This is a genomic window from Streptomyces sp. SAS_281 (genome assembly GCF_052542855.1).
This window is the reverse complement of sequence record NZ_JBMNDO010000176.1, coordinates 1-12,551: the sequence shown is the minus strand read 5'-3', so window position 1 is coordinate 12,551 and position 12,551 is coordinate 1. Positions and strand designations below refer to the sequence as shown.

General features: G+C 72.5%; 11 protein-coding genes and 2 pseudogenes. 7 read left to right on the top strand and 6 right to left on the bottom strand.

Annotated features, from left to right (window positions below):
• Window positions 1-147, top strand: a pseudogene (locus tag ACN6LM_RS35995) (sensor histidine kinase); the annotation flags it as partial.
• Window positions 144-866 (top strand): response regulator, encoded by a 723-nt coding sequence (locus tag ACN6LM_RS35990; protein ID WP_445069634.1) that lies wholly within the window; start codon window positions 144-146, stop codon window positions 864-866. The pseudogene ACN6LM_RS35995 and the gene ACN6LM_RS35990, both read left to right, overlap by 4 nt.
• A gap of 34 nt (window positions 867-900) precedes the next feature.
• Here ACN6LM_RS35990 and ACN6LM_RS35985 read toward each other — a convergent pair whose 3' ends face one another.
• The 4 genes and pseudogenes from ACN6LM_RS35985 to ACN6LM_RS35970 form a co-directional block, all read right to left on the bottom strand.
• Complete coding sequence (locus ACN6LM_RS35985) at window positions 901-1,590, bottom strand: hypothetical protein (protein WP_445069633.1); 690 nt, start codon at window positions 1,588-1,590, stop codon at window positions 901-903.
• Between the two features lie 82 nt (window positions 1,591-1,672).
• On the bottom strand, window positions 1,673-2,446 hold the full coding sequence (locus ACN6LM_RS35980; RefSeq protein WP_445069632.1) for a restriction endonuclease: 774 nt from the start codon (window positions 2,444-2,446) through the stop codon (window positions 1,673-1,675).
• An 87-nt stretch (window positions 2,447-2,533) separates the two neighbouring features.
• Window positions 2,534-3,400, bottom strand: a pseudogene (locus ACN6LM_RS35975) (GNAT family N-acetyltransferase).
• A gap of 68 nt (window positions 3,401-3,468) precedes the next feature.
• The gene (locus ACN6LM_RS35970) at window positions 3,469-4,644 is read right to left on the bottom strand and encodes an FAD-dependent monooxygenase (protein ID WP_445069631.1); all 1,176 of its coding nucleotides are present in this window, start codon (window positions 4,642-4,644) and stop codon (window positions 3,469-3,471) included.
• A 105-nt stretch (window positions 4,645-4,749) separates the two neighbouring features.
• Between ACN6LM_RS35970 and ACN6LM_RS35965 the strand changes: the two genes are divergently transcribed.
• Window positions 4,750-5,382: a TetR/AcrR family transcriptional regulator gene (locus tag ACN6LM_RS35965; RefSeq protein ID WP_445069630.1), complete on the top strand. Its 633-nt coding sequence runs from the start codon at window positions 4,750-4,752 to the stop codon at window positions 5,380-5,382.
• An 18-nt stretch (window positions 5,383-5,400) separates the two neighbouring features.
• On the opposite strand, the gene ACN6LM_RS35960 is transcribed toward ACN6LM_RS35965, so the two are convergent.
• Window positions 5,401-6,945, bottom strand: a complete 1,545-nt coding sequence (locus ACN6LM_RS35960) for an MFS transporter (RefSeq protein ID WP_445069629.1) — start codon at window positions 6,943-6,945, stop codon at window positions 5,401-5,403.
• Window positions 6,946-7,149: 204 nt separating this feature from the next.
• Here ACN6LM_RS35960 and ACN6LM_RS35955 point away from each other — a divergent pair, with 204 nt between their 5' ends.
• The 3 genes from ACN6LM_RS35955 to ACN6LM_RS35945 all read left to right on the top strand — a co-directional run bounded on the left by ACN6LM_RS35955 (window position 7,150) and on the right by ACN6LM_RS35945 (window position 9,092).
• Entirely contained in the window at window positions 7,150-8,040 is an 891-nt protein-coding gene (locus ACN6LM_RS35955) for an LLM class F420-dependent oxidoreductase (protein WP_445069628.1), read from the top strand.
• Window positions 8,041-8,120: 80 nt separating this feature from the next.
• The gene (locus tag ACN6LM_RS35950) at window positions 8,121-8,720 is read left to right on the top strand and encodes a TetR/AcrR family transcriptional regulator (protein WP_445069627.1); all 600 of its coding nucleotides are present in this window, start codon (window positions 8,121-8,123) and stop codon (window positions 8,718-8,720) included.
• A 3-nt stretch (window positions 8,721-8,723) separates the two neighbouring features.
• A complete protein-coding gene (locus tag ACN6LM_RS35945; RefSeq protein WP_445069626.1) occupies window positions 8,724-9,092 on the top strand; it encodes a DoxX family protein in 369 nt (122 codons plus the stop codon).
• A gap of 51 nt (window positions 9,093-9,143) precedes the next feature.
• Here the strand turns inward: ACN6LM_RS35945 and argJ are convergent, their stop codons facing one another.
• Window positions 9,144-10,337, bottom strand: a complete 1,194-nt coding sequence (argJ, locus tag ACN6LM_RS35940; protein ID WP_445069625.1) for a bifunctional glutamate N-acetyltransferase/amino-acid acetyltransferase ArgJ — start codon at window positions 10,335-10,337, stop codon at window positions 9,144-9,146.
• 359 nt (window positions 10,338-10,696) lie between these two features.
• Between argJ and ACN6LM_RS35935 the strand changes: the two genes are divergently transcribed.
• Window positions 10,697-12,499, top strand: coding sequence for a cellulase family glycosylhydrolase (locus ACN6LM_RS35935; RefSeq protein WP_445069624.1), 1,803 nt, complete (start codon window positions 10,697-10,699; stop codon window positions 12,497-12,499).
• Window positions 12,500-12,551 lie beyond the last annotated feature (52 nt).

Here is a 12,551-nt window from a genome sequence, read left to right as displayed (position 1 = left end):
GGGCCCCCGGCCCCCGGGGCCGGGAGCGGCCTGGGCCTGATCGGACTGCGTGAGCGCCTGGCCGTGCACGACGGCACCCTGGCCGCCGGGCCGCTGCCGGGCGGCGGCTACCGTGTGGAGGCCCTGATCCCCCTGGAGGCACCGTGACCGCGCCGCCGCGTGTACTCATCGCCGACGACCAGACCCTGGTACGCACCGGCTTCCGGCTGATCCTCGGCGCGGACGGCATCGACGTCGTCGCCGAGGCGGTGAACGGGGCGGAGGCGGTCGACGCGGTGCGCCGCACCCGGCCGGACGTGGTGCTGATGGATGTCCGGATGCCCGTGATGGACGGCCTGGAGGCCACCCGCCGCATCCTCGCCGGAGCCACCGAGCAGCCCCGCGTCATCATCCTCACCACCTTCGACCTCGACCGCTATGTGTACGCGGCCCTGTCGGCCGGGGCCAGCGGCTTCCTGCTCAAGGACGTGACGCCCGAGCAGCTGACGGCGGCGGTGCGCACCGTCCGCACCGGTGACGCGCTTCTGGCACCCGCCATCACCCGGCGCCTCGTGCAGCGGTTCACCCGGCGCGGCGGCGACACCGCCGCCCCGCACCGCGACCTCGCCGCGCTCACTCCGCGCGAACTGGAGGTCCTGGGCCTGCTCGCCCGGGGCCTGAGCAACGCCGAACTGGCGGCGCGCCTCCACCTGGCCGAGACGACCGTGAAGACGCACGTCGCCCGCGTCCTCGCCAAGCTGGGCCTGCGCGACCGGGTGCAGGCGGTCATCGTCGCGTACGAGACGGGCCTGATCAGCGTGGGCGAACAGGACGGGGGCGAGGGGGACGGCGAGGCCGGGCCGGAGGCGCCGACCGCGTTGCCGTAGGCGCCGCGGCCTCCTCCGCGGTTCGGCCCCCGGCTCACCCGACGAACACGAAGAGCACGAACCGCAGCAGGACCAGGCCCGCGAGGAACGTCGCGGCCCGCAGCGAGGGGTTCGGCGCGCCTCGGCGCAGCAGTCGGATACCGCTCCGGAGCGCGTACCCGGCCACGCAGGCCGAGATGAGCAGGATCGTGTACTGAAGGGGTGCGTTCGCAGAACGGCCGTTGGCCACACTGATGACGACGTAGGCCACGATGGCCTGGGGCAGCCCCAGCAGCCAGACCATGAGCACCGCCCGGGACGTGTCCTCGGGCCGGGCCTGAACCCCGGCCGGTCGGGACGGCTGCGGGACGGCACCGGAGACGGCTCGCCCGCGCGCCCCCGGGGTGGCGGTGGGCACGGGCGGGGCCGTGGCTCCGGTCTCCACAGGCTCCCCGGATGCCGGAAAGGGCGCCTCGGCCGGGCGCGGCGGCACCCGCAGTGCCGCGTCCAGCCGCGCCCGGAAGTCGGCGTCGGCACGCAGGTCGTCGGCGAGCACGGAGCCCACGATGGCCGCCGAGCCCTCACCGGGCTGCTCGTGCAGCCGTTTCAGCGCGGACGCCCCGAGGTCGCTGCGGCCCAGCCGGCCCCACACCAGCTCCTGGACGGCGGACCTGTGGCCGCTCGCGGCCGGGCCCTCCCCGGTCATCACCCGTACCGCCGCAGCGGCCAACTTCGAAGCGTCCACGGCCAGTTCCTTCCGCCCGAGCCACTGATGGCACGAGCCTACGGGGTGGGCCGGACCGGCGCCCAGGCCCCGGCGGCGCCTCTCAGGCCGTGTCCAGCATCGCCGGGCCCCAGGGGGCCGCGCCGGAGCCCTCCGCCCAGGCCGCGAGTGCGGTGCCGTCCACGCATCGGATGCCGCACGTCTCCGCGTACTCCAGGGCGGGTGCGGTGAACTCGCTGGTCGTCACCACGGCGGCGAGTTGCGCGCCGTGGACCGTCCAGCAGGTGCCGCCGAAGCGCTGGAGGTCCTGGGAGCCCACCTTGTGCTCGGGGCCGTACTGCTTGCACTGCACGACGACGCGGCGTCCGTCCGGGGCCGTGGCGAGGACATCGGCACCCAAGTCGCCCGCTCCGCCGACCACTTCGACCTCCTGGCAGCCGTCCCGCTCGCACAGCGCGGCCACCGCCGCCTCGAAGCCGTCCGGATCGAGGGCGGTGAAGTCGGGGGCCGGGGGCGGGAGTACGGCGGTGAGCCCGTCGTGGGCACCGGCGGGGGCGGACGGGATCTGAGGTGCGGGAGCCGGTTCGGGGGCGGCTTCCTCCCCGGCCGGCGGGATCATGCCCGCGCGGGCCGCCCGGCGCAGCTCACGGGCGCGGGGCATGGCCCGGAACAGGACGTAGAGCACGGGCAGGGCGAGCAGGGCCAGCAGCACGGCGGAGGCCGGGTGGCTGCCGGCCCAGTGCGCGAAGCGGACGAACAGCAGGACCGCGGCGCCGATCACGGCACCGGCGAGGGCGAGGGCGAGCAGGGGGCTGCGTGGTGCGGCACCCGTGGCGCGCGGGCGGGGCGTGACGCCTCTCGTTCTGCGTATCGGCACCGGCGTCTCCTTCGGCGGGTCGCGTATGTCGTCGCCCGCCGTGTGCCCCGAACCGCACCGTCCATGATCAGCGAGCGGCATCCGCTCTCAGGTGGTCCGGTACCGGTCGTGGATCTCGGGGCGTCGCTCGAAGCCCGCCGACACGTACGCGGCGACGCCGCCGGTGTTGGACGCCGGGGTGCAGACGAGCGCGCTCGACGCGCCGAGGTCCCGGAGCGCGGCAGCCGCGGCCAGGGTGATCGCCCGGCCGTGGCCCCGGTGGCGGTGGTCCCGGTGCACGCCCATCGGTTCGAGGAGCCCCGGCCTTCCCGGGCCGGCGGACCCCACCGTCACCGTCGCCACCGCGTGGCCCCGTTCGTCGCGCCCGAGCAGGCAGCGGGCGTCGGCGAACAGCGGCCCCGCGGCCATCGCCCGCCACGACGCCCCCGTGAACCGCGAACCGGGGAACGCCGAGCGATGGACGGCCGCCACCTCGCCGGCCTGACCGGGTCCGGCGACCTCGACCGCCGCATCCGGTGCGGGCACCGGCCCGGCCAGGTCGCGGCGCAGCGGTGTACATGGCTCGCCGACGCCCCAGCCACGTTCCCCCAGCACTCCCCGGACCAGCGCGTCCTGCGGTGCCTCGACGGCCGCCCTGCCCGTCGGGAAGCACCCCGTGCGCGGGGTGGGACAGGTCGTCGGCCGGCTGTCGCGCGAGCGGTGCGTCCCCACGGACGTCCGGCGCGGTCGTCAGCCGGACCAGGCCGGCCTGTCGAGCAGCCCTACGGCGAGGATCCGCCCGGCCCGGCTCCAGGTCCTGACCGCTGCGGCGGCGGCCCGGGGGCCGTTGCGCCCGTACCAGCCGAGGTCGCCCGGGTGCAGCTGCATCGGGGCGCCCTCGGCCTGCCGGCTCCGCAGGGCTTCCGCCGCCGCGGCCGGTCCCCTGGAGTCCGGTGTACTGAGTGCGATCGTCATGTCCCGATCCCACACCACCGCGCGGCCGGAGCGCAGCCCGATAACCGGGCCCCGGCCTGGGCCCCACATCAGTCCCGGAGCGCGCCCGCCCGCGCGGCGGGGAGTTCGCCGCAGTCGTACGTGTAGAGCCAGGCCATGGCCTTCCCGTAGAAGAGGCGGATGCCGGCCGGCATCATCAGATCCCGTGCCCAACGCCCGAGCGGGCCCGCCGTCTTGGCGTCGCGGTTGCCCGCCGCGGCCCTCGCCATCCGGGCGAGGCGGTCCGAGCGCGCCGCGTCGTACGCCGCGAGGGCAGCCGGTACGGAGGCCTCCGTGCCGAGTGAGCGCGCGAGCACAAGGGCGTCCTCCAGCGCCATCGACGCACCCTGACCGGCGCCCACCGGGTGATCGGCGTCGCCGATCAGCACGATGCGGCCGTCGTGCCGGACCGTCACCGGGTCCAGGGTGTGCGTCAGGGTGGGGCGGTGCAGCGCGGTGGTGGCGGCGAGGACGGCGGACGGCACCCGTTCGTGCCGGTGGAGACCGGCGAGGTGGCTGAGCCACGCGTCCTCGGTGCGGTCGAGATCCGGTGGCCCGGGGCTCGCGACCTGAGCCGACCACCAGACCCTGCCGTCCGGGGCCGCGAGGTGGAGGAAGGCACCGTTGCGGGCGAACGTCATGTGGAAGACGCCGGGTTCGACGTGCACGCCCTCGGAGACGCCGGAGATGCTGTACAGGCCGGCGTACGCGGGCGCGGGGGCGTGCGGGTCGAGCAGGCCGCGGGTCACCGAGTGGATGCCGTCCGCGCCGATGAGCAGGGACGCCTCAGCCGTGCGGCCGCTCGCGAAGACCGCGCGTACACCGGTGTCCGTCGCGACGGCGTCCGACAGGCGTTCACCGGTGACGATGCGCGCCCCGGCGGCCAGCGCCTCGGCGCGGAGCGTCTCGACCAGTGCGCCGCGCATCAGCGTCACGCTGTGCAGGTCGTCGCCGCCGAGCCGTCCACGCGGCACGTCCCCGAGCAGTTTGCCCGATCCGGCCCACATGCGCTGGCGCGGCACGTCGACACCCGCGTGCCGCACCTGATCCAGGACGCCGAGAGCGCGCAGCACCCGTAGCCCGTTGGACGCGAGGCTCAGGAACGAGCCGACCCGGCCCGCCGGTTCGGCGTACGCCTCGTAGACCGCGACCTCCGCACCGAGCCGCCGCAACGCGATGGCGCTCGCCACTCCGGCCACTCCCCCGCCGACGACGATGACGTTCACATAAGCCCCCTGAATCCACATTCAGTGAATCAAAATTCATCGAACTGGGGTTCACTATGATGGGGGGTCCGACCGCACGTCAAGCGCGACAAGGAGCCCCGTCCGATGGGCGTACGCAAGGAGAAGGCCGCCGAGACCGAGGCGGCCCTGAAGGAGGCGGCGCGCCGGCTGTTCGCCGAGCGCGGCTACCTCGACACGAAGATCACCGACATCACGCGTGAGGCCGGGCGCGCCACCGGCTCCTTCTACGCGCACTTCGCGGACAAGGAAGCCCTGCTCAAGGCGTTGGTGGGGGATCTGAACGCGCAACTCCACGCGGAGATGGGGGCGCAGGAGCACCCGGCCGACCACGACCTGACCGACCAGGCGCAGCTGCGTGCGCATCTGGCGGTCGCCTGGGGGGTCATCCGCGACCACCTCCCGGTGATCGTGGCGATGATGCAGACCACCTTCGCGGGGCCGCCGAGCGAGGGCCGCGCCTGGGCGAGCCTGGCCGGGGACACGGGCGTCTTCCGCGAGCACCTGGCCTGGCTGCGCGACCGCGGGCACCTGCTCCCGGGCGACCCGGCCGTGGTGGCCGCCGCCATGGGCGCGATGGTCTCGCAGCTCTCCTTCGCGGTGACGACGGCGGGGCCCGGGCGGCCGGAGTTCTCCGACGACGAGATCATCGACACGCTGACAGGGCTGCTGCTGCACGGACTGGCCGGACCCGCGTCCGCGACGCCGGGTCCGGCCTGAGGGTCGCGCCCGGGGGCGCTACGAGGTCTGGGACAACGGCTTGGCGATGTCCTCCAGGGAGCGCTGCTCCGCGTCGACCGCGAGGAAGGCGGCGACCAGGCCGGCCGCGCACATGAGGGCCGCGCCGATGGAGAACGCCAGGGCGGTGTCGCCGGGGACGCCCGACTCGGTGAGGTCGGCGAAGATCAGGGGGCCGCTGATCCCGCCGGCCGCGGTACCGATCGCGTAGAAGAAGGCGATGGCCATCGCCCTGGTCTCCATGGGGAAGACCTCGGAGACCGTGAGGTACGCGCTGCTCGCGCCGGCCGAGGCGAAGAACAGCACCACGCACCAGCAGGCGGTGAGGGTGTTGGCGGTCAGCGAGCCGCGGTCGAACAGCCAGGCCGTGACGAAGAGCAGGATGCCCGGCAGGATGTACGTGGTCGCGATCATGACGCGTCGTCCGATGGTGTCGAACAGCTTGCCCAGCACCAGCGGGCCGATGAAGTTGCCCGCGGCGATCACTGCGAAGTAGTAGCCGGTGTGTCCGCTCTCCACGTCGTAGAACGTCGTGAGGATCGCACCGAAGCCGAAAGTGATCGCGTTGTAGAGGAAAGCCTGCCCGATGAAGAGGGAGAGGCCGAGCACCGCACGCTTGGGGTAGCTGCGGAAGACGGTCTTGGCGATGAGCCCGAAGCCGATGCTCTTGCGCTGGTGGATCGTGATCTCTCCGGCCGGCGGCGGCAGCTTCTCGTGCTTCTCCTCCTCGACCTCCCGTTCGACGGAATCGACCAGTTCGTCGGCCTCCTCGCCGCGCCCGTGGATGAACTGCCACCGCGGACTCTCCGGGACGTGCCGGCGAACGAGGAGGATCACCAGGCCCAGGACGACGCCGAGTGCGAAGGTGAGGCGCCAGCCGAGGTCCTTGGGGAAGATGTCCGTGTCCAGCATGACGATCGACAGGAGTGCGCCGCCGACCGCGCCCAGCCAGTAGCTGCCGTTGATGATGAGGTCGACCCGGCCCCGGTACTTCGAGGGGATGAGCTCGTCGATGGCCGAGTTGATCGCCGCGTACTCGCCGCCGATGCCGAAGCCGGTGAGGAAGCGGAAGAGGAAGAACCACCAGGCGCTGAAGGACAGAGCGGTCATGGCGGTCGCGGCGAGGTACACCACGAGCGTCACCATGAACAGCTTCTTGCGGCCGTAGCGGTCGGTGAGCCAGCCGAAGAACAGTGCCCCCGCGCAGGCACCCGCCACGTAGAGTGCGGCGGCGAGACCGGTGACCTGGGCGGACGTGATGTCCAGGCCGGACCCGTCCTCCGAGAGGCGGCTCGCGATGTTGCCGACCGTCGTGACTTCGAGGCCGTCGAGGATCCACACCGTGCCGAGGCCGATGACGATCATCCAGTGCCAGCGCGACCACGGCAGTCGGTCGAGTCTGGCCGGGACGGCGGTGGTGACGGTCCCGACTCCGGAATCGCCGGGCGCCGCGGCCTCGTCGCGCTGATCGCGCCTTCGGCCCCTTCCCCCACGTGGGCGATGTTCCCTGTCTCCGGGGCCCTCCGATGCGGCGGGGGTCGTCACGGCAGCTACCTCCTCGTCCGGGCGGGTGCGTCCTGCGGAGCCGCAGAGCATCCAATATCCGCCAGTTGCCCCGGCGCCGCCGCCGCACACGCGGTGACTCCGCCACATGGGTCCCGTCCCCGGCCTGCTGACGGCGAGTCGGGGTGGCCCACCCGTTCGGAGCAGGCCCGGGAATAGTGCGGGCCGGACGCTGTTGTCCCCGGCATGACTTCTGCGAAGCGTGAGACGTTCGGCCGGATCGGCATCTGGAGCGGCGCCCTGCACACGTCACGGGTGGACGCCGACGGGAAGAAGGCGATCGCGGAGGCGGTGGCCGAGATCGAGGCGCTGGGTTACGGGACGTTGTGGCTCGGCGGCAGCCCCTCACCGGAGGACGCCGCCGCGATCGTCGACGCCACCCGGACCATCACCGTCGCGACCGGCATCCTGAGCATCTGGGGCCACACCGCCGAGGAGGTGGCCGCCCGGATCGCCGCGATCGACGCGAGCGCCCGGGGACGCCTCGTCCTCGGCCTGGGTGTCAGCCACGACGCGCTGGTCCCCCAGTACGCGAAGCCCTATACCGCGATGGTGGACTACCTCGACGCCCTGGACGCCGCCGACCCCTCCGTGGGCCCCCGGCACCGGGTGCTGGCCGCGCTCGGCCCGAAGATGCTGAAGCTGGCGTCCGACCGGGCGCTGGGCGCGCACCCCTATCTCGTCTCCGCCGCGCACACGGCGGAGGCGCGGCAGGCCCTCGGACCCGACGCACTTCTGGCGCCCGAGCTGTCCGTCGTGCTCGACACCGATCTCGACCGGGCCCGCGACACGGCGCGCGGGATGCTGGCGATGTACCTCGAACTGCCGAACTACACCTCGAACCTGCTGCGCCTCGGCTTCACGGAGGGCGACTTCGACGGCGGCGGCAGCGCGCGCCTGCTCGACGCCCTCTTCGCGCTGGGCGACACCGAGCGGGTGAAGGCGCGGACACGCGAGTACGTGGACGCCGGCGCGGACCACGTGGCGCTCCAGGTGGTCACCGCGGACGAGGGCCGGACGGGACTGCCGCTGGCCGAGTACCGCGAGCTGGCCGAGGCGTTCGGCGACGATCTGTAGCACCTTTTCGGAGCCCCGGTCCGCGGCTGTGCGGGCCGGGGCTCTTGCATGGGCGGAGCCGTCCTCGTACATTGGTGAACATGTTCGGTGAACACGTTCACTCAACCCGTGCGGAGCAGAAGCGGCGGACCTCCGCCCGCGTCGTCCGGGCTGCCGCCCGGCTCTTCCACGAGCGGGGTTTCCAGAGCACGACGGTGCGCCAGATCGCGACGGAGGCCGAGGTCTCGGTGGGTGCGGTCATGGCGGTCGGGGACAAGGAGTCCCTGCTGGGCCTGGTGTACGACCAGGCCGTCGCGGACCGGATCCCGGCCCCGCCCGAACCGGTGAAGGACGGAGCCGCGCCGCCCGCCGTCGACTACCTGGCGCACTACTTCGACCCCTTCCTGGCCCTGTTCGCCGAGAACGACGACCTCGCCCGCGCCTACTTCCGGACCCTGGCCCGGGGCAGGCCGGAGAACGCCGCGCTCGGCGCACTCCGGACGCTCTCCGAGGCCAATCTGACGGCCGCGATGGTGAACGACGGGATGGACGAGGCACGCGCCCGGCTCGGCGCGCAAGTGATGTTCGCCGGCTATCTGGGGGAACTGATGCTGCTCGCCGCCGGAACGACCGAGCCCCGGCAGACGGCGACGCGACTCGGGACCATCGCCGCCTTCATCACCGCGCGGGAAGGGAACTGACCCATGTCGCTCCTCGAACTGCCCTCGCCTGTATGGCCGGTGGTGGTCCTGCTCGTCGTCCAGGCCGGTGACGCGGCGATGATGCTGCGCCCGCCGAAGTTCATCGTGGACTGCCTGGAGGGCGTACTGCTGCCGCGCGAGTGGTGGTGGGTACTGACCACCGCGAAGACCGCCTCGGCCGCGGGTCTCGTCGTCGGCCTCCGGGTGCCCGGTGCCGCCATGACGACGACCGCGGCGATCGTGGTCTACTTCCTCGCGGCGGCCGCCGCACACATCCGCGCACGGGCGCTGAACATGACGTTCTGGGTGAACTGCCTCGGCATGCTGGCGGGTTCGTCGGCGGTGCTCGTGGGGTGCTTCGTACGGGTGTGAGGCGGTCCGTCGCCGCGGCGCGGGCGCGCACTGCGGCGACGGACCCGGCGCTCAGGTGGTGTAGTCGGCGTTGACGCGGATGTAGTCGGCCGACAAGTCGCAGCCGTACACGGTCGCTTCGCCCTCTCCGATGCCGAGTGTGACGGCGATGTCCACCTCGTCCCGCCGCATGAGGTCCACGAGCCTGCCCAGGGTGTCCGCCTCGGGCTCGACGGGATACACCTCGGTGTCACCGAACTTCACCGTGACGCGGGCCGGGACGATGTCGGTCTCGGCGGTGTTCTTGCCGATGGCCATGAGCACGCGCCCCCAGTTGGGGTCCGCGCCGTGGACGGCTGTCTTGACCAGCGGCGAGTTCACCACGCTCTTGGCGATGCGCTTGGCCTGCGCGTGGTCACGGGCTCCGCCCACGGTGACGCGCAGGAGCTTGGTGGCCCCTTCGCCGTCGCTCGCCAGTTGCAGGGTGAGATCCAGGCAGAGATCGGCCAGCGCGTCGGCGAACAGCACGGGGTCGACGGGGCCGGCGGCCCCATTGGCGATGACGGCCACGGTGTCGGAGGTGGAGGTGTCGGTGTCGACGCTCAGACAGTTGAACGAACGGTCCACGGCTCCCCGCAGCGCGGCGTCCAGGTCGGCCGGGGGCACTTCGGCGTCCGTGAACACGTAGGCCAGCATCGTGGCCATGTCGGGCTCCAGCATGCCGACACCCTTCGCCACGGCCACGATGCGCGCCGGTCCGACGGTGCGGGAGGCGGTCTTGGGGCGGGTGTCGGTGGTCATCATGGCGCGGGCGACGTCCCGGGGGGCGGCCGTGAACGCGGCGAGGCCCTGCTCGGCGGTCCTGTCGAAGTGCGGAAGGATGGTGGACATCGGCAGGGGGCGGCCGATGACACCCGTGGACCCGATGAGTACTTCGCCTTCGGAGGCACCGAGGATTCCGGCCACCCGCCGGACGACCTCGGCGGCGTTCTCCTCGCCCTGGCGGCCGGTCGCGACGTTCGCGTTCTGCGCCAGGGTGGTCACGGCGCGGAGACTGCGCCCCGCGGCGTGCCTGCGGCTGAGCAGCACGGCCGGACCGGCGAAGAGGCTCCGCGTGAACACGGCGGCACTGGTCGCCGGCCGGTCCGAGGCGACGATCGAGATGTCGTCGCCGTGGTCGCGCAAGCCGCCGTGACCGGTGTACCCGCGAAACCCGGTGGGCCAGGTCAGGTGATCACTCGTCTGCAATGCATGATCATGCGTCATGACACATATCTTTGCAGTGCGGAGACCCGCACGTCCACCCATTTCGCGGCAGGACCATCCCGGTGCCGCCCCGCGAGCACTTCGGCGAGCGGCTCGACCCGCGGGAGAGGGAGTCCTCACGGGTGACCGACCCCCGCGTTCAACACATGAACGCCGCACGTCCATTGACATGCTCATTGCTTTATCGCTTTTATTGCGCCGGGTCGCGCCCCGCCCGGCTCCGGGCGAGCGAGCGGGTGCGGCGGCCTCCGCACCCCCGTCCCCCATGTCACAGGCGGGGCGGCGCACGGCGCGGGATGGGAGCGCTCCCATCCCATTCGCGCGCCGTGTACCGCGCCTCCGAGAGAGGAACCAGCACCGTGCTTCACCCTCTCCGTACCTTCCGAAGAGCCGCCAGAACCGCCGCCGTCGCCGCGGCGGCCCTGCTCCTGCCCCTCGCCGGCGCCCACGCGGCATCGGCCGGCGAGGCCACCGCGGCCGCCGCCGGCTCCGGCTACTGGCACACCAGCGGGCGGCAGATCCTGGACGCGGGCAATCAGCCGGTCCGCATCGCCGGCATCAACTGGTTCGGCTTCGAGACCGCCAACTACGCGCCCCACGGCCTCTGGTCCCGCGACTACAAGAGCATGATCGACCAGATGAAGTCGCTGGGTTACAACACCATCCGGCTTCCCTACAGCGACGACATCTTCGCCGGCACCGAACCGGCGAGCATCAACTTCTCCTCCGGGATGAACACCGACCTGGCCGGCCTCGACTCGCTCCAGGTGATGGACCGCATCGTGGACCACGCGGGCAGCGTCGGCATGAAGGTCATCCTGGACCGGCACCGCCCCGACTCGGCGGGCCAGTCGCCGCTCTGGTACACCTCGGCCGTCCCCGAGTCCACGTGGCTCGCCCACCTCAAGTCGCTGGCCGCCCGGTACGCGGGCAACGACGCGGTGGTCGGCATCGACCTGCACAACGAGCCCCACGACCCCGCCTGCTGGGGCTGCGGCGACACCACGAAGGACTGGCGGCTCGCGGCGGAGCGGGGCGGCGACGCCGTGCTCTCCGCCAACCCGGACCTGCTGATCTTCGTGGAGGGCGTGCAGACCTTCGAGGGGGTGTCCGGCTGGTGGGGCGGCAACCTCATGGGCGTCGGGCAGTACCCGGTGGAGCTGAGCGTGCCGCACAAGGTGGTGTACTCGGCGCACGACTACGCCACCAGCGTCGCCCAGCAGCCGTGGTTCACCGACTCCTCGTTCCCGGACAACATGCCGGGCGTCTGGGACAAGTACTGGGGCTACATCTTCAAGCAGAACATCGCCCCGGTGTGGGTCGGCGAGTTCGGCACGACGCTCCAGTCCACCACCGACCAGAAGTGGCTGAAGGCCCTGGCCGACTACCTGCGGCCCACCAGCCAGTACGGGGCCGACAGCTTCTCCTGGACCTTCTGGTCCTGGAACCCGAACTCCGGCGACACCGGTGGCATCCTCAAGGACGACTGGGCCTCGGTCGACACCGTGAAGGACGGGTACCTCGCGAGCATCAAGGCGCCCGGCTTCGGCAACGGCGGCGGCAACGGCGGAGATGACGACACCCAGGCGCCCACGGCCCCGACGGGCCTCGCCGTCACCGGGACCACCGGCACCTCGGTCTCCCTGTCATGGAAGGCCGCGGCCGACGACACCGGAGTCACCGGCTACGACGTCTACCGGGGCTCCACCAAGGCCGGCACCGCCACCGGCACCACGTTCACCGACACCGGTGTGACGTCCGGCACCTCGTACACGTACACCGTCCGCGCCCGCGACGCGGCGGGCAACACCTCCACGCCCTCCGCGTCCGTCACCGCCACCACCACGGGCTCAGGCGGCAACACCGGCTGCAAGGCGGTCTACACGGTGAACGGGGACTGGGGCAGCGGCTTCGGGGTGGACGTCACCGTGACCAACACGGGTACGGCAGCGGCCACCTCGTGGAAGCTGACCTGGACCTACGGGGGCGACCAGAAGATCACCAACATGTGGAACGCCGCCTACACCCAGTCCGGCGCCGCCGTCACCGTCACCAGCACCGCCTACAACGGCGCGCTCGCGGCCGGAGCGCACACCAGTTTCGGCTTCCAGGGCACACCGGCCGCCGGAGCCGTGCCGACCGTGAGTTGCACGCTCTCCTGACCGTCCCGCCCGCGCGACCCGCTCCGGAAGGGAGCACCGCAGCCCGCCCCCC

Excerpts from the sequence above, each read along its gene's own strand:
- ACN6LM_RS35945 (WP_445069626.1), top strand. The coding sequence starts at position 8,724 with ATGTCGCTCCTCGAACTGCCCTCGCCTGTATGGCCGGTGGTGGTCCTG.
- argJ (WP_445069625.1), bottom strand. The coding sequence starts at position 10,337 with ATGACGCATGATCATGCATTGCAGACGAGTGATCACCTGACCTGGCCC.
- ACN6LM_RS35955 (WP_445069628.1), top strand. The coding sequence starts at position 7,150 with ATGACTTCTGCGAAGCGTGAGACGTTCGGCCGGATCGGCATCTGGAGC.
- ACN6LM_RS35950 (WP_445069627.1), top strand. The coding sequence starts at position 8,121 with ATGTTCGGTGAACACGTTCACTCAACCCGTGCGGAGCAGAAGCGGCGG.
- ACN6LM_RS35965 (WP_445069630.1), top strand. The coding sequence starts at position 4,750 with ATGGGCGTACGCAAGGAGAAGGCCGCCGAGACCGAGGCGGCCCTGAAG.